Annotated in this window: 12 protein-coding genes, 1 tRNA gene and 3 rRNA genes; 15 read left to right on the forward strand and 1 reads right to left on the reverse strand. The window is 46.7% G+C overall.

The features are described from left to right. Positions 1-72: 72 nt before the first annotated feature. The 11 genes from NSS67_RS05305 (at position 73) to NSS67_RS05355 (ending at position 14,999) form a co-directional block, all read left to right on the forward strand. Positions 73-1,095, forward strand: a complete 1,023-nt coding sequence (locus NSS67_RS05305) for a glycosyltransferase family 2 protein (RefSeq protein ID WP_339318650.1) — start codon at positions 73-75, stop codon at positions 1,093-1,095. 103 nt (positions 1,096-1,198) lie between these two features. Continuing rightward, entirely contained in the window at positions 1,199-2,152 is a 954-nt protein-coding gene (locus tag NSS67_RS05310) for a glycosyltransferase family 2 protein (protein WP_339318651.1), read from the forward strand. Beyond that, positions 2,149-3,555 (forward strand): undecaprenyl-phosphate glucose phosphotransferase, encoded by a 1,407-nt coding sequence (locus NSS67_RS05315; protein WP_339318652.1) that lies wholly within the window; start codon positions 2,149-2,151, stop codon positions 3,553-3,555. Before NSS67_RS05310 ends, NSS67_RS05315 begins: the two co-directional genes overlap by 4 nt. Positions 3,556-3,666: 111 nt before the next feature. Beyond that, the gene (locus NSS67_RS05320; RefSeq protein ID WP_339318653.1) at positions 3,667-4,533 is read left to right on the forward strand and encodes a phosphatidylinositol-specific phospholipase C/glycerophosphodiester phosphodiesterase family protein; all 867 of its coding nucleotides are present in this window, start codon (positions 3,667-3,669) and stop codon (positions 4,531-4,533) included. 229 nt (positions 4,534-4,762) lie between these two features. Beyond that, a complete protein-coding gene (locus NSS67_RS05325) occupies positions 4,763-5,482 on the forward strand; it encodes a heptaprenylglyceryl phosphate synthase (RefSeq protein WP_339318654.1) in 720 nt (239 codons plus the stop codon). A 288-nt stretch (positions 5,483-5,770) separates the two neighbouring features. After that, the gene (gene pcrA, locus NSS67_RS05330; protein ID WP_339318655.1) at positions 5,771-8,110 is read left to right on the forward strand and encodes a DNA helicase PcrA; all 2,340 of its coding nucleotides are present in this window, start codon (positions 5,771-5,773) and stop codon (positions 8,108-8,110) included. A 262-nt stretch (positions 8,111-8,372) separates the two neighbouring features. Beyond that, a complete protein-coding gene (gene ligA, locus NSS67_RS05335) occupies positions 8,373-10,385 on the forward strand; it encodes an NAD-dependent DNA ligase LigA (protein ID WP_339318656.1) in 2,013 nt (670 codons plus the stop codon). 200 nt (positions 10,386-10,585) lie between these two features. Continuing rightward, complete coding sequence (locus NSS67_RS05340) at positions 10,586-11,293, forward strand: response regulator transcription factor (RefSeq protein ID WP_339318657.1); 708 nt, start codon at positions 10,586-10,588, stop codon at positions 11,291-11,293. A 19-nt stretch (positions 11,294-11,312) separates the two neighbouring features. Continuing rightward, entirely contained in the window at positions 11,313-12,425 is a 1,113-nt protein-coding gene (locus tag NSS67_RS05345; protein ID WP_339318658.1) for a HAMP domain-containing sensor histidine kinase, read from the forward strand. A 64-nt stretch (positions 12,426-12,489) separates the two neighbouring features. Then, positions 12,490-13,095 carry a hypothetical protein gene (locus NSS67_RS05350; RefSeq protein ID WP_339318659.1) on the forward strand — a complete coding sequence of 202 codons (606 nt, stop codon included), beginning with the start codon at positions 12,490-12,492 and terminating at the stop codon, positions 13,093-13,095. Continuing rightward, entirely contained in the window at positions 13,092-14,999 is a 1,908-nt protein-coding gene (locus tag NSS67_RS05355) for a PBP1A family penicillin-binding protein (RefSeq protein ID WP_339318660.1), read from the forward strand. Before NSS67_RS05350 ends, NSS67_RS05355 begins: the two co-directional genes overlap by 4 nt. A 2-nt stretch (positions 15,000-15,001) precedes the next feature. Here the strand turns inward: NSS67_RS05355 and NSS67_RS05360 are convergent, their stop codons facing one another. Continuing rightward, positions 15,002-16,258, reverse strand: coding sequence for an MFS transporter (locus tag NSS67_RS05360; protein ID WP_339318661.1), 1,257 nt, complete (start codon positions 16,256-16,258; stop codon positions 15,002-15,004). A 413-nt stretch (positions 16,259-16,671) separates the two neighbouring features. Between NSS67_RS05360 and NSS67_RS05365 the strand changes: the two genes are divergently transcribed. The 4 genes from NSS67_RS05365 to rrf all read left to right on the forward strand — a co-directional run bounded on the left by NSS67_RS05365 (position 16,672) and on the right by rrf (position 21,764). Continuing rightward, a 16S ribosomal RNA gene (locus NSS67_RS05365) occupies positions 16,672-18,229 on the forward strand. Positions 18,230-18,330: 101 nt separating this feature from the next. Further along, a tRNA-Ala gene (locus NSS67_RS05370) sits at positions 18,331-18,406 on the forward strand. 180 nt (positions 18,407-18,586) lie between these two features. After that, positions 18,587-21,514 (forward strand): 23S ribosomal RNA (locus NSS67_RS05375). Between the two features lie 133 nt (positions 21,515-21,647). Further along, positions 21,648-21,764: ribosomal RNA gene (gene rrf / locus NSS67_RS05380) — 5S ribosomal RNA — on the forward strand. Together the 16S, 23S and 5S rRNA genes with 1 tRNA gene alongside form the textbook arrangement of a ribosomal RNA operon. Positions 21,765-21,874: the final 110 nt, after the last annotated feature.

Genomic DNA, 21,874 nt, shown 5'->3' on the forward strand with positions numbered 1-21,874 from the left:
TTTTTGTATTCTTTCGCTATAATAAGAAGAGAGTAAGTAGTTAACAAGAAATATACGAAGTCGAGGGTACCCATGAACAACAAAACAGTTAGTGTACATATCGTCACCTACAATAGTGCGGATGATATCATAGATTGCTTGCAGGCAGTAAAGGCACAGGATTATCCTATTGAAAAAATTGTCGTTGTAGACAATGCGTCTTCTGATGGTTGTGCTGAAAAAGTAAACATTTTCTATAGCACAATCCCTAAAGCTTCACCAACTCATTCTCTTGAGAATACTGAGGAGTCAAACGTGTCGAAGCACGAGGATTTACCCACTGACCTAGTTCTCATCCAAAACCAAAAGAACACAGGCTTCGCCCCAGCCCACAATCAAGCGATATTCGCCACGAATACAGATTACGTGCTCGTCCTTAACCCTGACCTAACGCTGGCCCCAGACTATGTCTCTAGACTCGTTGCACAGATAGAGGACAATCCACAGATCGGCAGCGCCACAGGCAAGCTTTTGCTTAAGGCCGATCATGGGCTGGTAGATAGCACAGGTCTCTTGATGAACAGAGCACGGCGTGCTTTTGATCGTGGAGCAGGCGAGCCAGCGGACCAATGGACACAGTCAGGTTCTGTATTCGGCGTATCTGGAGCGGCGGCGATGTATTCTCGGCGGATGATCGACGACATAAGTGTTGATGGTGAATTTTTCGATGCGGATTTTTTCGCGTATAAGGAAGACGTAGACGTCGCCTGGCGCGGGCAACTCTTCGGCTGGCAAGCCTATTATGATGCTGAGGCGATCGGATATCATGAACGTGGCTGGAAAACGTCTGGCCGCAGCACCAAAGCGATGTTCATCCGACGAATATCTTACATTAACCGTTATAAAATGATATATAAGAATGAACCGGCTCGAACGATGTTGAAGACCATTTTAATTTCTCTTCCCTATGAGCTTGCCGCACACGGCTATATGCTTCTTAGAGAGCCGCAGCTAATCGTGGCATGGAAATCCTTTTTTACTCAGCTCCCTGCATTAAAAAGGAAGCGGAAGTATATACAGGCCACCATAAAAGAGAGAAAGAAACACAAAATCTAAACCGAATATGGAAAAACCTCCCTGAAACGTCACCTCCTCTCAGGGAGGTTTTATGTTATAATAATTGTCGGTAGATTACTATATTTGTCAGGAGCGTTACGCAGTGAATGTAGATGTAAGCATACTTATTGTTAATTACAACACGTGTCGCCTGACGATGGATTGTCTCAGGTCGGTATATGACTCAGAAACGAACTTTTCCTATGAGATTATTTTGATAGACAACAATTCCCATGATGATTCGGTAGAGATGATTAGTAGAGAGTTTCCAGGTGTGATCTTGATCGCAAATAACGACAATGTCGGTTTTGCCCGTGCGAACAATCAGGGAATGGAGGCTTCATCCGGACGGTATGTGCTTCTGCTCAATTCAGATACGGTAGTACGTAAGGATACGCTGGAGACAATGATCTCCTTTATGGATGGTCGGCCCGATGTGGGGGCGTCAGGCTGTAAGATTATTTTGCCGGATGGTTCGCTAGATAAAGCTTGCAAGCGGGGATTTCCTACACCTTCGGCTTCCTTCTATTATGCTTTTGGATTTAGTAAGCTGTTTCGGGATCGTCCGAGGTTTAATGGTTACCAGTTAGGCTATTTGGACCCTGATCTTGATTACCCGATAGATTGTTTGGTTGGTGCGTTTATGCTATTGCGGCGGGAGACGATTGATCAGGTAGGTGGATTGGATGAGGAATTTTTTATGTACGGTGAGGATTTAGATTGGTGTTATCGTATTAAAGAGGCTGGATGGGGGATTTATTATTATCCGAAGACTTCTATCGTGCATCTTAAAGGCGGCAGTGCCAGACGCAGGCCTTTCAAAATCGTATACGAATTCCACCGAGCAATGATTTTATTTCATCGTAAGCATTATAGTAAGAAGTACAACAGTATGATAAATGGAACGGTCTATGCTGGGGTAGGTGTGAAGTTCGCACTTTCGCTTTTACGGAATGCCTTAATCTCTCCTAAGACTGTCCCATCACCTGCTCAAAGTCTTAATACTGCCAGTGAAGCAGGTAGTCGTAACGATAAAAATACTGAGGTGAGTTCATGATTCGGCGGAATCAGAAATTTTTGACACAGCTCTACATGGTGGCTGACTTTCTTGTCATCCAGCTGTCCTTCTTAGTAGCCTGGTGGCTAAAGTTTAGAAGCGGATGGATGACGTATGAGAACCCGTTGCCTGTAGAGTCATACGCTTATTGGAGTTTGATTTATGGCGGAGTGGCTGTCCTAATCGGTATACTGCTGTCGCTGTATTTGCCTAAGCGTAAGAAACGTTTTGTCGATGAATTTATCAAGATTTTCCAAGTGCATATTATGGGTATTTTTATCCTGCTTGGTTTGATGTTCTTCGTAAAAGAAATAAATATCTCTCGGACATATCTAGCTCTTTATATGGGATTTAATGTTCTTTCTATTATGCTGTACCGTTATGTACTGAAGAAGATGCTTAAATCTTTACGAGAAAAAGGTCACAATCGTCAGTTCGTGCTTATCATCGGCGCAGGTACACTAGGCAAAAGATTCTACAACAATTTGGAGCAATACCCCGAGCTCGGATATGAAGCGATTGGTTTCCTGGATGACTATCATACTTGGGATACCATTGAGGAACAGCGATATAAACCTATCCTAGGAACGGTTGATCAGTTATCCGGTATGCTAGAGATGCTGCCTGTGGACGAGGTTATATTGGCGCTGCCACTCGATGCGCATTCGAAGTATCCTTCAATTATTGCGGCTTGTGAAAAAGCAGGCGTACGCACATTGATTATCCCTGACTTTTTCGACTACTTACCAGCACGCCCTTACTTTGATAATTTTGCAGGTATGCCAATGATCAATGTTCGTGATATTCCACTGGATATGACGGGTAATAAGATGGCAAAACGATTGTTTGATATTGTGTTCTCCTTATTCGCAATTATTATGATATCTCCTGTAATGCTTATCGTGGCTCTTGGTGTACGACTGACCTCTCCGGGACCGATTATATTCCGGCAGGAACGTGTGGGATTGAACCGCCGTAATTTTATGATGTATAAGTTCCGTTCCATGAAGATGCAGCAGGACGGCGAAGAGGATACAGGCTGGAGCACACCTGAAGATCCTCGCAGAACTCGATTTGGAACCTTCATCCGTAAGACAAGTCTGGATGAGCTTCCGCAATTCTTTAATGTACTGATGGGACATATGAGTGTTGTTGGTCCTCGGCCAGAACGCCCTTATTATGTGGAACAGTTCCGTGATGAAATTCCAAAGTATATGGTAAAACACCATGTACGCCCTGGAATCACAGGTTGGGCACAGAGCAATGGACTCCGCGGTGACACTTCCATCGAGGAGCGGATCAAACACGATATTTTCTACATCGAGAACTGGTCCTTACTGTTTGATATTCGTATTATTTTCAAAACGATTCGCAACGGCTTCGTCAACAAAAATGCTTATTGATTCCTGCACTTATTCAGATTTGCTAAAACTTTAATTGGATCCCCGTTTCTACCTATGGTAGAGCGGGGTATTGTTTTTCTAATCTAAACTTCGCAAAGGAAACTCTCACCTATGGATAAGAAAAAGATTGTTGCAACCGTAATCGTAATTGGGGCACTTGTAATGCTACTTGTAATCACTTTTAGTAAGGAAGATGAGCAGCCTGCAAGCGGCTTTGAATCTCATAAGGTCGTTGCACATGCCATGGGCGGCATTAACGGCTATACGTACACCAATGCCCTTGAGGCATTTGTTGCTAACTATGCACAGGGAACTCGCCTATTTGAAGTTGATTTGTTGTTAACGACAGATAACCAGCTAGTGGGTCGGCATGAGTGGTCAGAGAATATGAGTAAGCTTTTAGGTCAGTTGGATGTTCTTCCTGCTAATAAACAAGGTGTAGCTCTAGATTATAAGGAATTCATGGATAGTCCAATCCTGGATATATACTCCCCGATCGATGTCGAGAAGTTGCTTGATCTGATGCAGCATTATCCAGATGCTTATATTGTTACGGATACGAAAGAAAATAAACCTGAACTTATAAATAAACAATTTACATTGTTGACTGAAGCTGCGCAGCGGCGAGATCCAGCATTATTGGATCGGATTGTTCCACAAATATATAATCAGACCATGCTCGATGAGATTAATAAGGTACACTCTTTTTCAGAAGTGCTCTATACGCTTTACCAATCTCAGGATACGGATGAACAAGTCGTTGATTTTGTGAAAAAAACTGGAGTAGATATCACAATGCCAGCTAGCCGAGCGACTAAGGACTTTGTTAAAAAGCTGAAAAAGGCTGGAGCTCGTGTATATGTTCATACAGTGAATGAAGAAGATGAAATTCGGAAGCTCTACCGCATGGGTGTGGACGGATTCTATACCGATTTTGTACCTGAGGATGATTTGAATAACATGAGAGGTTTACGTTGAAATCTTTGACCACTCATTACCACTAATATATCCCCACAAAGTGGTGCTTTCCATAGATGCGTATTCAGGTACTTTGCGGGGGGGCCCCAAATTTATATACGAAAAAATGTTCGCATTTTTGTTCGCTTTAAATTGACACACCTGCTGTGCTGGCATAGACTAGATCTATATCTTTTGCGGCGGCAGGAGTGTCTTTGTCTTGCCCAAATGACTATTAAGGATGATTCTCATGAAATCAGTGCAGCAAATGATCAAACCTTGGCGGCATGTGTTTAAGCTGGACCCGGATCGGACGATTTCTGATGAGGATTTGGAGGCCGTTTGCTTATCGGGCACGGATGCCATACTGATAGGGGGCTCCACAGGAGTGACCTATGAGAATACAGTGGATCTCTTATCGAGAGTAAGACGTTTTGAGTTACCCTGTGCACTCGAGGTATCCGAACTTGAAGCTGCTGTGCCCGGATTTGATCTTTATATGATTCCAATGGTGCTCAATACTCCGGATCCAGCTTGGATTGTAGGCCATCATCGCCGAGCTATTGAACGCTATGGATTTATGATTCCATGGGATTTTCTACTAACAGAAGGCTATATTGTGTTGAATAGTGACTCTTCGGTTGCTCGGATTACAGGGGCTGAGACGGCCATTGATGCTGAAGAGGCGGCTGCTTATGCCCAGGTTGCGGACAAGCTGATGTCACTGCCAATAGTATATCTAGAGTATAGCGGGATGTTCGGGGATATGGAGACAGTACGAACAGTGCGCGAAATGGTGGAGCAAGCCCAGCTTTTTTATGGTGGGGGCATTACTTGTGAGGCGGAGGCCGAGCAAGCAGCCGCTCTGTGTGATACAGTAGTGGTCGGCAATATTATTTATAGTGATGTACAGCAGGCGTTACTAACGGTTGAGGCTGTGAAGAAGACAGTACAAGAGAAATTTGATTAGTGGTTATTTCCAGGACTACTTAAGATTGTTTACTCTAAAAATTAGAGATAGGCTAGACGTACGAATAGAGCGGAGGGTCGGGGGGATTCTGGAGAAACGCCAGTGGTCGCCTTTAAAGACCTATTTCAACCGATAATCTTTTTATTGAATCAAGAAATTGGGCTTTAACAGCGATCGTAAGAACCCTCCGAACCCGTAGCGGCTTGTTCTCGAACGATCAAACACTAATTTTAGTTTTAGGACTACTTATGATTTGTGATTTTACATTTAGAAAGGAGCATGTTACACATGCAACTTATTAGCATACAAGATGCAGTCAGCCGATTGAATCCTCCACAAAGGCAGGCTGTCGAAACAACCGAAGGCCCTCTTTTGATTATGGCGGGTGCGGGCAGTGGAAAGACGAGAGTGCTTACTCACCGAATTGCCTGGCTGATTGCCAATCGAAAGGCGCCGCCTTGGGCGATTTTGGCGATTACGTTTACGAATAAAGCCGCACGGGAAATGCAGGAACGTGTATCTAAGCTCGTCGGACCTGAGGGAAGAGATATTTGGGTATCCACCTTTCACTCCATGTGTGTACGGATTTTGAGGAAGGATATCGAGCGGATTGGTTTTACCTCCAACTTCTCGATTCTGGACTCTACAGACCAGTTGTCTGTAATCCGTAATTGTATGAAGGAACTGAATATTGATACGAAGAAATTCGAGCCAAAGGCTGTGCAAGCCGTAATCAGCGCATCCAAAAATGAACTGATCACTCCAACGCAGTATGAGCAGAAGGTCGGCGATTATTTCGAAGGCCTTATTGCTAAGGTATATAAGATGTATCAAAGGCGTTTGAGAAGCAATAACTCGCTCGACTTTGATGATTTGATTATGAAGACGATCGAATTGTTTAAGGAAGTTCCTGAGGTTCTTGATTTCTACCAAAAGAAATTCAAATACATCCACGTGGATGAGTATCAGGATACGAACAGAGCGCAGTACATGTTGTGCCGTATGCTGGCTGACAGCCACCACCGGATTTGCGTGGTAGGGGATAGTGACCAGTCGATTTATCGCTGGCGCGGAGCGGATATTACGAACATTCTTAATTTTGAAGAGGATTATCCAGAAGCGAAGACGATTCTTCTAGAGCAGAACTATCGTTCGACCGCTAATATCCTGAATGCAGCCAATGGCGTGATCGCGCTCAATAGTGGACGGAAGCCGAAGAAGCTGTGGACCGACTCCGAAGAAGGCGCCAAGATTAAGGTGTACCGAGCAGATTCCGAGCATGATGAAGGTTACTTTGTAACCGGAGAAATCAGTAAGAACGTGAAACAAGGTCAAGCCTATCAGAATCACGCGATACTGTATCGTACGAATGCCCAGTCACGGGTAATCGAGGAAATTCTGATTAAATCAGATATTCCGTATCAAATCGTTGGCGGGATTAAGTTCTATGATCGAAAAGAAATCAAGGACCTTCTTGCGTACCTACGTTTACTGTCTAACCCTGATGATGATATCAGTCTGACACGTATTATTAATGTTCCTAAGCGGGGATTGGGCGATACAACGGTTGGCAAGCTGGCAGCTGCGGCCGGTGAACGTGGTGTTTCTATTTTCCGCGTACTGCAAACTGTAGATGATTTGGGCTTTGCTGGCCGGACACGGAATATGCTAGTAGAGTTCTACGATATGATTGAAGCTCTGCACCGTATGGTGGAATTCTTGTCCGTAACCGAGCTGACGGAAAAAATACTGGAGATGTCGCAGTACCGTTTGGAGCTGCAAAATGAGAACACACTCGAATCACGCTCACGGTTAGAGAACATCGATGAATTTCTGTCGGTGACGATGGAGTTTGAAAAGAATAACGAGGACAAGTCGCTCGTCTCCTTCCTCACGGATCTTGCACTTATCGCAGATATTGATAGTGTGAATGATGATGAAGAGGATCGTAGTGACGCTGTAGTCCTGATGACGATGCACAGTGCAAAAGGACTGGAGTTCCCAACGGTATTTATTGTCGGGATGGAAGAAGGCGTGTTCCCGCACAGCCGTGCCTTCCAAGACAACGATGAGCTCGAAGAGGAACGCCGGCTTGCGTATGTAGGAATCACCCGCGCTGAGAAACAACTGTTTCTCTCCTGCGCGCGGATGCGTACGCTCTTTGGGCGGACAACGGCGAATGCACCGTCCCGCTTCTTGGAGGAGATTCCGGAGGAGTTGAAGGAAGATACCGCTAAGAATCAGGACCGCTTCCAGCGCGGAGGCGCGGAGGTAGGCGGTGCTTACGGCGGACGCGGCTTTAGCGGCGGTGGCCGTGGGAACTTCGGCGGCCGAGGCGGAGCCACCGGAGCTACGCCGGCTGGCGTCGGAAGCACAGCGTCAGCGGCGACAAGCAAGAGCAGCGTGACCATAACCTCAGGAGGCGCACAGCGTGCTCCTGGAGCAGGGGCTGCAGCGGCTGGCGAATACAAGGCGGGCGATAAGGTTTCCCACGGCAAGTGGGGCACTGGCACCGTTGTGGCCGTTAAGGGCACCGGGAATGACACAGAGCTACAGATTGCTTTTCCAGCACCAGTGGGTGTGAAACGACTGCTTGCTGGGTTTGCACCGATTACCAGAGTGGAATAACAGTAGTGCGAGTTCAAAAAGTACGGTTTTCAGCACCGAGAAGATTGGATGAAGGTAGAAACTGAGGAGCGGAGCGTAGTGGAAGCTTTTGTGAGCACCGGAAGTTTCGCCTGAATTCAATATTCGATGTCGAATAATCTTCTTGCAATTCTTCGTGATCAAAAGCGGACTTTTTGAACAACCTCTAGTAGGGAACGATTAACGAACGGATATTTAGCCCACGCTAACCGAAGGACACTTATTGACGGAGGGATGTACCTGCATGGATGCTATGCATGTGATGGAAGAGCTTGTTGCAGAATTAAATCACTATAATTACCACTACTACACGCTGGATGCACCGCTAGTCAGCGATAAGGAATACGATGTTTTGTACGACAAGCTTGTAGCGCTGGAGACCGAGAGTGGCTTCGTGCTACCGGACTCTCCTACACAACGTGTAGGAGGAGAACTGCTTAAGGGCTTTACGCCGCATCGGCATCTAGCTCCGCTTTGGAGTCTGGATAAAGCACAAAATATTGAACAACTGCGGAGCTGGAATACGCGGGTACTTCGCTTAGTGAATGAGTACAATCTTAAGAACCCAGACAATCCTCTACCCGATCCTTGTTATGCAGTAGAACTGAAGTTCGATGGCTTGACGCTAAATCTGACCTATCGGAATGGTGTTCTTGAACAAGCATCGACGCGGGGCAATGGTGTAGTGGGTGAAGGAATACTTGCACAGGTGAAGACCATCAAATCCGTTCCATTAACGATTCCTTTTAAAGAAGGAGTCATTGAGGTGCAGGGTGAAGGGATTATGAATCTGTCTGTGCTGGCGGATTATAATACGCAGGCTGCAGAGCCACTTAAGAATGCGCGTAATGCAGCAGCAGGTGCACTGCGCAATCTAAATCCGAAGACCACTGCAGAACGTCGTTTGAATGCATATTTCTATAATGTTGGCTTTGCAGAAGGTGTAGCGTTCGACGATCATCAAGAGATGATGGAATTTCTACGGAATAACAGATTCAAAGTGAATCCTTATCTGACCTACTGTAATGATTTTGATGATGTAACTGAGCAGCTTGCTGGAATCGAGGAGAGTCGTGCTGGTCTTGATTACCTCATAGATGGAGCCGTGATTAAGGTTACGGATTTCCGTATCCGTGAAGTGCTTGGTTACACGGATAAGTTTCCACGCTGGGCAGTAGCTTATAAATTCGAAGCAGAAGAAACAACGACCGTTTTGGAGTCCGTTAGCTGGAATGTAGGGCGTACAGGTAAAGTAACTCCGCTGGCTCGTGTTGAGGCGGTAGAGCTTGCTGGAGTTACTGTGCAGAACTGCACATTAAATAATGTGGGCGATATCGAGCGCAAAAACTTGAAATTCGCATTAGGATCACGGGTGTTTATTCGGCGTTCTAATGATGTTATCCCTGAGATTCTCGGTAAAGTGACCGAAGAGAATGACGGTGGAGAGATCATTTTCCCTGAGGATTGCCCAGCTTGCGGATACCTGTTAGAAATGCGCGGTGCGCATCTTTTCTGCAACAATAAGCTGAATTGTAGACCGCAAATTATTAGTCGGATCACCCATTTCGCTTCGCGTGATGCGATGGATATCGAGTCGTTTAGTGAGAAGACGGCAGGTCAGCTATACGACGAGCTTAATATACATGACTCTGCGGATCTGTATGAATTGTCCTTTGAGCAGCTTGTGCAGCTGAATCGTTTTGGTGAGAAAAAAGCACAGAATTTGCTGCAAGCGTTAGAGGATAGCAAAGGGCGCGATCTCGCTTCATTCCTCTTTGCGTTAGGTATTCCTAATACAGGCAAAGCGACCACCAAGATGCTGGCTGATCATTTCCGCGATCTGGATGCTGTGATGCAGGCTAAAGCGGAGGAACTCGCCGAGTTACCGGACATTGGGGGAATTGTTGCCGAGAGCATTGTTAACTTCTTTGCAGATCCTGTTGTAGTGGCAAACGTTGCTCGGTTGCGCGCTCTGGGGGTTGAAGCGAAGGCTCCGGAGGCACCACGTCCTGTTAGCACGGATTCCTTCTTTAGTGGAAAAACGGTAGTGCTGACCGGTTCATTACAAAAGCTTACGCGTGACGAAGCGGCTGAACGCTTAGAAGCTCTCGGAGCGAAGGTATCCGGAAGTGTATCCAAGAAGACGGATTTGGTTATTGCCGGCGAGAAAGCAGGCAGTAAACTGGCCAAGGCGCAGCAGCTAGGCATTCAGGTGATTGAGGATGAGGATGAGCTAATTCGACTGCTGGAGATGTAAGCATATTTATACGAGATCCTAAAAGGGTTCCAGTTCCATTTCGTTTAAGTACGAGAGGAACGGGGACCCTTTTTTGCGTAACCTACTTATTGTCATTCGATTTTAAGAACATGTTTCTATTTTCGAGGAAAATCGTTCGATTGATCTGCTAATATATAAGCAATAGATATTATTACTATATTTGAAAGGAAACCCCTCCTGTGAAGAGAGAAACTATATTGTTAGTAGATGATGAGAAGGAAATTGTAGAGCTTTTATCGATTTATCTCAGTAATGAGGGCTATCGACTGCTTAAAGCCTATGATGGAGTGGAAGCACTGGAGTGTCTGCAGAAGGAAGAAGTCGATCTAATTATTCTTGATGTTATGATGCCTAAGATGGATGGACTAGCAGCATGCATGAAGATCCGTGAAGAGCGGAAGATGCCGATTATTATCCTGTCTGCCAAAAATACCGATATGGACAAGATCTCCGGACTTAGTATCGGAGCGGATGACTACGTGGGCAAGCCTTTTAATCCTTTGGAGATTGTGGCACGAGTCAAATCACAGCTGCGTCGTTATCACGCATTTAATAAGGATAGTAATAGCTTGGGGAACGACAGCAAACTAAGCTTTGAAGATTTAACTATAGATACGTCTAAGCATGAGGTGTATGTAGACCAGCAGAGGGTTAAGCTGACCCCGCGGGAATTCTCTATTCTAGAGCTTTTGGCGAGGCACCAAGGTCAAGTGCTCAGCCTAGAGCAGATTTACCATAAGGTGTGGAACGAACCTTTTCTAGATGGAGGTAATACAGTGATGGTACATATTCGTAACCTCCGTGACAAAATAGAAATGGATTCGAAGCGCCCGCATTATATCCAAACCGTCTGGGGTGTTGGCTATAAATTAGACGGACCTTCCTGAAAGGATTAGGTGAGGCTTCTTGAATTCCAAATATATAACAACGATCCGGTGGAAGTTTATATTCGCTTTTTTGCTTAGTGTGCTCTCAGGTGGAGTACTACTGTTTGCAGGCTACCAGCTCGTTAACTTCATGATCTATCTGAATCCAGCTTCAGAGTCGGCTCCCTATTCACGTATCTTACGCTGGGTCATTAATAATATTGGCTCTATGCCACTATTGACCGCAGCTGGTATTATCAGCTTTTTGCTATTCTTTTTTATCTATACTCGTAAAGTAGTGCTGTATCTGGAGGAGATCACCAAAGGGATTCGGGAAATCACAAGCTCCGGGATGTCACACCGTATTGAGGTCAGAACATCGGACGAGCTGGGTGTGTTGGCTGAGAATATTAATGAAATGGCGGAGCGTTTGCAGCACTCTATGGAAGAAGAACGTAAAGCAGTGAATTCGAAAAATGATCTGATCACTGGTGTTTCACACGATTTACGAACCCCGCTTACCTCTGTCCTTGGTTTCCTGGAATATATAGAACAGGATCGATGTCAGGAAGAAGCAGAAATAAGATATTACGTGAATATAGCCTACAACAAATCCCTTGTGCTGCGTAAACTGATCGACGATCTTTTTGAGTACACACGTGTAAATAGTGGAGAGTACCCTCTTATTTTGCAGAGATTGGATTTAAAAGCCTTCATACGGCAGTTAGCCGAGGAGTCGGTTCCCGAACTAACAAAGGCTGAAATGACCTATGCGATTGAGGACCAAGCTGGTGAGTTGTGGATAGAGGCTTCGCCTAAAGAATTAGTTCGTGCGTATGAGAATTTGATTACGAACGCGATCCGTTACGGCAGAAGCGGCGGGAAAGTGGAGATTGGTTTCAGTAAAAAAGAAAATGAAGCAGTGGTCCGTATTAGCAACTTTGGAGAGATGATTGCGGAGAGTGATATCGCGTTTATTTTTGAACGATTCTATCGGGCAGAGAAGTCCCGTTCACAGCATACCGGAGGCTCAGGCCTTGGTCTTGCCATTTCCAAAAGCATCATCGAACGCCACAAAGGCGTTATTCATGTGGAAAGCACACCTCTTCGAACGGATTTCATTACCTGTTTCCCAATCTTCATAGAATCTTAAGAAAACTCATTACGGGTTGTTAAGATTTGGAAGATATCCTTGTGACCACAAGGAGGGAACTATAATGCATAGACTTCAGACAGTTCGCATCAGTTATCTATATATTTTCATAGGGAGTGCTCTCTTGAGTGCTGCCTTTCTTTTTGTTATCCAACGGGCTATCACATTGTTGTATTCTCATTATTCGGGGCAATCGGGAGCCTTTTTTGTCCGTCTTATACACTGGATCATTAACAATATTGGAAAAATCCCCTGCGCCATTGTTCTATTTATTCTAATTTTCAGTGGGTTGTTTATTCTCCGTTCGCAGAAAATAGCCGACGATCTGCACACGGTACTGGTTGGGACCTCAGAGTTGGCAGTCAAGGGGACTGCCCAAGAAATCAAAGTCCTCTCTGGAGGAGAATTAGGCCAAATCGCAGCTAACCTGAACCGAATACAAAGAATAGAAGTCCCAGATAGAGGAGTAGCACCGGAGACGATGGAAGATTCGCCAACGGTTGCTTTATTGTTAAGGACTCGGGCAATTCTACGCACTCTCCGTGAGGTGGAAGCGGCTGATCATACGGATAATGGGATGGAAGTCCAAATACAAATACTGCTTGAAGCAGCGAATGCTGAAGCCCGTAGTATGGAGCGGTTCCTAGAGAACCTGATTATCGAATCATGAGTACCATTACTGAAAAAAAACAAAGTGTAGCCCATTCAGACAAGGGTAGTAGATGGACCAAGCGCACCCGGATTCTCCGTCTGGGGTATTTATTATTTGATGTAAGTGTCATCGCAATAATAATAGCGCTCGTGGGTTTGTTTTATGTATTTCATTACGGTGGACTAGTGATTAAACAGCATGAGGATAAACTTCAATTGCCGGAATCGAGCATCATTAAAGCTTCGGATGGGACGGTATTACGGATGATCCCCTTACCGGGCTCTGGGTATAGACATACAGCGGAGCTGGAGGAGATGCCTGCATTACTGATAGATACCTTTTTAGCAGTAGAGGACCGCCGCTTCTATACCCATCAGGGATTAGATTATAAAGGGATTTCTCGTGCCTTTTTGAATAATGTCGTAGACATGAATCTATCCGAGGGTGGGAGTAGTATTACTCAGCAGCTTGCTCGTAATCTTTATTTGAATAGGAATAAGAATGTAATACGCAAGCTAAATGAAGCATCCATTGCTCTTGCATTGGAGCGGCAGCTATCTAAACGTGAAATTTTGGGGCTTTACCTCAATGAGATTTATATGGGACGAGGACAATATGGAGTAAAAGCAGCTGCAAAGCGTTACTTCGGCGTATCTGATTTAAAAAAACTCGAGATATGGCAAATAGCTACCCTGGCGGGGATCCCTAAAGGCCCATCTATTTATAATCCGGTAGACAATAGCGCATTATCCAGAACAAGAAGGAATCTCGTACTTCAGGTCATGCTGGATCAAGGACTAATCACTGATGAACAAATGATCGAAGCCAGGGATAAAGAATATCTGCCTCCTGCTACGAATAAACAAGAGGTCATTGGAGTGCATTATGCGGATGCATCTCTTAAGGAAGCGGCTCAGATCACTGGGAAGTCTGTGGAGGAGCTTCGAACGGGCGGCTACACTATCGTTACAGGGTTGAACATTAAAGCACAGCAGGCGCTTGAGCAGGCTTTTCTTAAGGAGGCTACTTTCCCGCCTGACGGAAAAGATCAACAGGTAGAAGCAGCTATGACCATAATGGATCATCGTACAGGTGAAGTGGTTGCAATGATTGGTGGGCGCGAACAAAACGAGGGAAGCTTGAACAGAGCTACAATTGATGCGCGGCAGCCAGGCTCCAGCTTCAAGCCTATCATTGATTATGGCCCCGCGTTAGAGAGTGGGAAGTATAGCCCGAATAGTATACTGTCTGACCGCAAATACGCTTATGGAAACTATGTACCTGAGAATTTGAATGGCGTGTATCAAGGGCAAATCACAATGAGTAGAGCGCTGCAAAAGTCCGTGAATGCACCTGCAGTATGGCTTTTGAAGCAAGTAGGAATCTCCTCTGCGCGACAATTCGCAGCCAAATTAGGAATTGTACTGACAGAGGAGGACAACCATTTATCGATAGCTCTTGGGGGTCTTCATAACGGAGTATCTCCACTTAAAATGACACAGGCCTACGGCGTCTTTGCCAATGGCGGAAAATTCAATGAGGCTCATATGGTTCGCACAATAATGGATTCCAAAGGGAAAGTCGTGTACAGACATCCCTCTGAATCACGTCAGGTAATATCGCAACGAACCGCAGAAGCAATGACGACTATGCTGCGTAGTGTTGTTAATGAAGGAACAGGCAAAAAAGCGCAAATGAACAGACCCGTAGCGGGGAAAACCGGAACAACCCAATTGGACCTGCCAGGCGTGAGCAGAAAAGCCAATCGAGATCTGTGGTTTGTTGGTTATACTTCGGAATGGACAGCTGCGGTGTGGATGGGATTTGATCGTACTAATAAAGATAATTATATGACTGAGGGCAGCGGGAAGGCTGCCGCTCTATTTTCTACAGTAATGAGTAAGGCTTTAAATGGCTATTGAGGTTATTGAGCCGCCCATTCTTCTAGCTTCTCATCTCGAGGAAGCAAGAGGGCAAGGAAACCAAGTAGAGGTAGGAATCCACAAGCTATAAATACTTTTGAAATACCTATGCTGTCAATCAGATTGCCGAGTACCAAGGAGCCAATTCCACCGAGCCCAAAAGCAAGACCAGTGATTAACCCTGAAACTGTTCCGATATTGCCTGGATAAAGCATTTGCGCATAGATTACAGTAACAGAGAAGCTGGACAAAAGGATGAAACCGCCAATCAGTAGGAGTATAGCTGCCCACATTTGATTCACAAAGGGGAGAGCCAGTGCGAAAGGCACTGTTCCGACCATTGAGAGAAGAATGAGATTACGTCGCCCGAAACGATCCGCCAATGGACCACCGAAGAATGTACCGACAGCTCCAGCTGCCAGATACATAAAAATATAGATTTGGGCTTTATCAAGCGTCATTTGGTATTTGTCCATTAAATAGAAGGCATAGTAACTGCCAATAGAAGCGCCGTACCAAGACCTTACAAAGACTAAGAATACAAGGATGATTGTTGCTGTTCGAATACTTTTGCGGCGGGCAGGATCGATTGCACGAGCTGTTGATTTCTTATGAAAAGTATATCCAGCATCCAGCATCTCCCGATACCAGCGAGCGACATAGGTTTGGACGGCAATTCCGGCAGCCGCAACGATAGTGAAGCCAAGAGCCCCAATCTGCCCAAAGGGAATGAATATCCATTTCGTAAGCATTGGACCTAAGGATTGCCCAGCGTTACCGCCGACTTGAAAAATAGACTGCGAAAGACCCTTCCGCTGGCCAGCAGCCATATGAGCAACGCGCATCCCTTCTGGATGAAAGGTGGCTGAGCCGAACCCGATAAGCATGACGGAGAATAATACAAGGATATAGTTATTAGCATAAGCCAATAAAAGTACACCTAGAAATGTGCTGCACATGCCCAATGGTAACAATATAGGACGAGGCTTACGATCAGCAGCATACCCGATGACTGGTTGGATAACGGAGGACGTCATGTTTAGGGCAAAGGAGATCCACCCGATCTGAGCAAAGGAGAGCATTAAGTTATCTTTGAGAATAGGGAAGATTGCAGGGATGACTGCCTGAATAGAATCGTTAAATAAATGAACAAAGCTGACTGCCAGCAAAATCTTATAGATTGTTGCTTGCTGCAGATTACGCTGCTTCTTGTCCTTGGGGGTTGTTTTGGTCGCAGCACTAGATGGATTGTTTTTCATTTAGACTCCTCTCTGTACGAATCATTCGAAGTTAATATATGAGATTACGATAAATTCTATTTAGCCACAGATCAAGGATTATTGGAATCAATTTGTGTTGGTTTGTGCTCGTTTGAAAGTATTTATACGTCAATTATTTTTATTTCAAAAAAAGCTTGCAAACACAATGACAGCATGGTATATTATCTCTTGTGCTTATGACGCATCGAACAAACGAAACACAAACGATGAAAAAATAAGTTGACAAGAAATACGACAACATGATATACTATAATTCCTGTGCATGAGACATTAAAAGTCGAAATGCTAGGAGCAAGTTCTTTGAAAACTGAACAAATGGAACGCGTTAATTTTTAAAAGATTCATTTAATGAATCGTCAGTTTCAAAATGAGCATATCGCTCTTTTCAATACTAATTGGAGAGTTTGATCCTGGCTCAGGACGAACGCTGGCGGCGTGCCTAATACATGCAAGTCGAGCGGAGTTATTTTGAAAGCTTGCTTTCAAAATAACTTAGCGGCGGACGGGTGAGTAACACGTAGGCAACCTGCCCTTCAGACTGGGATAACTACCGGAAACGGTAGCTAATACCGGATAATTTCTTTTTTCTCCTGAAGAAAGAATGAAAGACGGAGCAATCTGTCACTGAGGGATGGGCCTGCGGCGCATTAGCTAGTTGGTGGGGTAACGGCCCACCAAGGCGACGATGCGTAGCCGACCTGAGAGGGTGAACGGCCACACTGGGACTGAGACACGGCCCAGACTCCTACGGGAGGCAGCAGTAGGGAATCTTCCGCAATGGGCGAAAGCCTGACGGAGCAACGCCGCGTGAGTGATGAAGGTTTTCGGATCGTAAAGCTCTGTTGCCAGGGAAGAACGTCCGGTAGAGTAACTGCTATCGGAGTGACGGTACCTGAGAAGAAAGCCCCGGCTAACTACGTGCCAGCAGCCGCGGTAATACGTAGGGGGCAAGCGTTGTCCGGAATTATTGGGCGTAAAGCGCGCGCAGGCGGTCATTTAAGTCTGGTGTTTAAACCTTGGGCTCAACCTAAGGTCGCACTGGAAACTGGGTGACTTGAGTACAGAAGAGGAAAGTGGAATTCCACGTGTAGCGGTGAAATGCGTAGATATGTGGAGGAACACCAGTGGCGAAGGCGACTTTCTGGGCTGTAACTGACGCTGAGGCGCGAAAGCGTGGGGAGCAAACAGGATTAGATACCCTGGTAGTCCACGCCGTAAACGATGAGTGCTAGGTGTTAGGGGTTTCGATACCCTTGGTGCCGAAGTTAACACAGTAAGCACTCCGCCTGGGGAGTACGGTCGCAAGACTGAAACTCAAAGGAATTGACGGGGACCCGCACAAGCAGTGGAGTATGTGGTTTAATTCGAAGCAACGCGAAGAACCTTACCAGGTCTTGACATCCCTCTGAATCCACTAGAGATAGTGGCGGCCTTCGGGACAGAGGAGACAGGTGGTGCATGGTTGTCGTCAGCTCGTGTCGTGAGATGTTGGGTTAAGTCCCGCAACGAGCGCAACCCTTAACTTTAGTTGCCAGCAAGTAATGTTGGGCACTCTAGAGTGACTGCCGGTGACAAACCGGAGGAAGGTGGGGATGACGTCAAATCATCATGCCCCTTATGACCTGGGCTACACACGTACTACAATGGCCGGTACAACGGGAAGCGAAACCGCGAGGTGAAGCCAATCCCATCAAAGCCGGTCTCAGTTCGGATTGCAGGCTGCAACTCGCCTGCATGAAGTCGGAATTGCTAGTAATCGCGGATCAGCATGCCGCGGTGAATACGTTCCCGGGTCTTGTACACACCGCCCGTCACACCACGAGAGTTTACAACACCCGAAGTCGGTGGGGTAACCCGCAAGGGAGCCAGCCGCCGAAGGTGGGGTAGATGATTGGGGTGAAGTCGTAACAAGGTAGCCGTATCGGAAGGTGCGGCTGGATCACCTCCTTTCTATGGAGAATCGTTCTCTGCAATGAGAACATTCAAATCGGAAGTTAAACTTCCACAATCATTTAACGCGTATCCATTTGTTCGGTTTTGATGGAATTTGCGGGGCCATAGCTCAGCTGGGAGAGCGCCTGCCTTGCAAGCAGGAGGTCAGCGGTTCGATCCCGCTTGGCTCCACCAACAAACTTCATCTATTTGTTATGTCTAGAATATTTTTACCTTGATCCTTGAAAACTGGATACCGAAACGAATTTGCGTTTTAGAACATCTTTTAGCTAAAACTTGTGTAAACAAGTACGTTAGTTATTAGCTGGAAGCGAAGATTTTCGATTGTGCGAACAAGCGAAACATCGGAGCGAAGGTTAAGCTAATAAGAGCACACGGAGGATGCCTAGGCGCCAGGAGCCGACGAAGGACGTGGCGAACAACGAAACTGCCTCGGGGAGCTGTAAGCAAGCTTTGATCCGGGGGTGTCCGAATGGGGAAACCCAGCTGTGGTAATTCGCAGTTACTCACACCTGAACACATAGGGTGTGTAGAGGCAGACCAGGGGAACTGAAACATCTAAGTACCCTGAGGAAGAGAAAACAATAGTGATTCCGTCAGTAGCGGCGAGCGAACGCGGAACAGCCTAAACCTAAGAGCTTGCTCTTAGGGGTTGTGGGACGTCTCACATGGAGTTACAAAGGAATATGGTAGGTGAAGAGGTCTGGAAAGGCCCGCGATAGAGGTAAAAGCCCTGTAACCTAAACTGTGCTCTCTCCGAGACGGATCCCGAGTAGTGCGGGGCACGTGAAACCCCGTATGAATCCAGCAGGACCATCTGCTAAGGCTAAATACTACCTGGCGACCGATAGTGAAACAGTACCGTGAGGGAAAGGTGAAAAGCACCCCGGAAGGGGAGTGAAATAGAACCTGAAACCGTGTGCTTACAAAAAGTCAGAGCCCTATCTATGGGTGATGGCGTGCCTTTTGTAGAATGAACCGGCGAGTTACGTTTAACATGCAAGGTTAAGTCGAGAAGACGGAGCCGCAGCGAAAGCGAGTCTGAATAGGGCGATTGAGTATGTGGACGTAGACCCGAAACCGTGTGATCTACCCCTGTCCAGGGTGAAGGTGCGGTAACACGCACTGGAGGCCCGAACCCACGTACGTTGAAAAGTGCGGGGATGAGGTGGGGGTAGCGGAGAAATTCCAATCGAACTCGGAGATAGCTGGTTCTCCCCGAAATAGCTTTAGGGCTAGCCTCGGTATAAGAGTAGTGGAGGTAGAGCACTGATTGGTTGCGGGGTCCGCAAGGATTACCAAGATCAGTCAAACTCCGAATGCCATATACTTATTGCCGGGAGTCAGACAGTGAGTGCTAAGATCCATTGTCAAAAGGGAAACAGCCCAGACCATCAGCTAAGGTCCCCAAGTGTGTGTTAAGTGGGAAAGGATGTGGAGTTGCACAGACAACCAGGATGTTGGCTTAGAAGCAGCCACCATTGAAAGAGTGCGTAATAGCTCACTGGTCGAGTGACTCTGCGCCGAAAATGTAACGGGGCTAAACACACCACCGAAGCTATGGCTAGATACGTATGTATCTGGGGTAGGGGAGCGTTGTATGTAGGTTGAAGGTGTACCGTAAGGAGCGCTGGACAGCATACAAGTGAGAATGCCGGTATGAGTAACGAAAAGATCAGTGAGAATCTGATCCGCCGAAAGCCCAAGGTTTCCTGAGGAAGGCTCGTCCGCTCAGGGTAAGTCGGGACCTAAGGCGAGGCCGAAAGGCGTAGTCGAAGGACAACAGTTTGAAATTACTGTACCACCGTAATCCGCTATGAGCGATGGGGTGACGCAGGAGGGTAGTGACGCGGACTGATGGATATGTCCGTCTAAGCAGTGAGGCTGATGTGTAGGCAAATCCGCACATCGTTAAGGCTGGGCTGTGATGGGGAGCGAAAATTGTAGTAGCGAAGGTCATGATCTCACACTGCCAAGAAAAGCCTCTAGCCAGGAGAAGGTGCCCGTACCGCAAACCGACACAGGTAGGCGAGAAGAGAATTCTAAGGCGCGCGGAAGAACTCTCGTTAAGGAACTCGGCAAAATGACCCCGTAACTTCGGGAGAAGGGGTGCCCCGGTAGTGTGAATAGCACGAGGGGGCCGCAGTGAAAAGGCCCAAGCGACTGTTTAGCAAAAACACAGGTCTGTGCGAAGCCGCAAGGCGAAGTATACGGGCTGACGCCTGCCCGGTGCTGGAAGGTTAAGGGGAGTGGTTAGGGGTAACCCGAAGCTATGAACCGAAGCCCCAGTAAACGGCGGCCGTAACTATAACGGTCCTAAGGTAGCGAAATTCCTTGTCAGGTAAATTCTGACCCGCACGAATGGCGTAACGACTTGGGCGCTGTCTCAACGAGAGATCCGGTGAAATTTTAATACCTGTGAAGATGCAGGTTACCCGCGACAAGACGGAAAGACCCCATGGAGCTTTACTGCAGCTTGATATTGAATTTGGGTACGATCTGTACAGGATAGGTGGGAGCCGTAGAAATCGGAGCGCAAGCTTCGGTGGAGGCGCCGTTGGGATACCACCCTGATCGTATCTAGGTTCTAACCTAGTACCGTAAACCGGTACGGGGACCGTGTCAGGCGGGCAGTTTGACTGGGGCGGTCGCCTCCTAAAGAGTAACGGAGGCGTTCCAAGGTTCCCTCAGAATGGTTGGAAATCATTCGAAGAGTGCAAAGGCATAAGGGAGCTTGACTGCGAGACCTACAAGTCGAGCAGGGACGAAAGTCGGACTTAGTGATCCGGTGGTACCGCATGGAAGGGCCATCGCTCAACGGATAAAAGCTACCCTGGGGATAACAGGCTTATCTCCCCCAAGAGTCCACATCGACGGGGAGGTTTGGCACCTCGATGTCGGCTCATCGCATCCTGGGGCTGAAGTAGGTCCCAAGGGTTGGGCTGTTCGCCCATTAAAGCGGTACGCGAGCTGGGTTCAGAACGTCGTGAGACAGTTCGGTCCCTATCTGTCGTGGGCGCAGGAAATTTGAGAGGAGCTGTCCTTAGTACGAGAGGACCGGGATGGACGTACCGCTGGTGCACCAGTTGTTTCGCCAGAAGCATGGCTGGGTAGCTACGTACGGACGGGATAAGCGCTGAAAGCATCTAAGCGTGAAGCCCCCTCAAGATGAGATTTCCCAATTAGTAAGACCCCTTGAAGACGACGAGGTAGATAGGTTGGAGGTGGAAGTGCAGTAATGCATGGAGCTGACCAATACTAATCGGTCGAGGGCTTATCCTATACTTAAATAAAATGCAAATTCAATTCGGATTCAGTTTTCAGGCGATTAAGCCTGTAACACGCTTAGAAATTCATTGTCACTTCTGGTGATGAATGAAATTTCACGCGGCAGCGTCTGTTTCACAGACGCATGTTTGGTGGCGATAGCGGAGGGGTTCCACGCGTACCCATCCCGAACACGACCGTTAAGCCCTCCAGCGCCGATGGTACTTGGACCGAAGGGTCCTGGGAGAGTAGGACGTTGCCAAGCACAATTAGACCACTGTTGAGTAATCGACAGTGGCTTTTTTGCGTCTAATATAGTCTGTGGAGAACTTGTGGATAAATTATTAAATTTGCGGAAAAGTTACGCACATGTGG

It is taken from the genome of Paenibacillus sp. FSL R10-2734 (assembly GCF_037963865.1).
In the GTDB taxonomy this organism is placed as follows: Bacteria; Bacillota; Bacilli; order Paenibacillales; family Paenibacillaceae; genus Paenibacillus_AQ.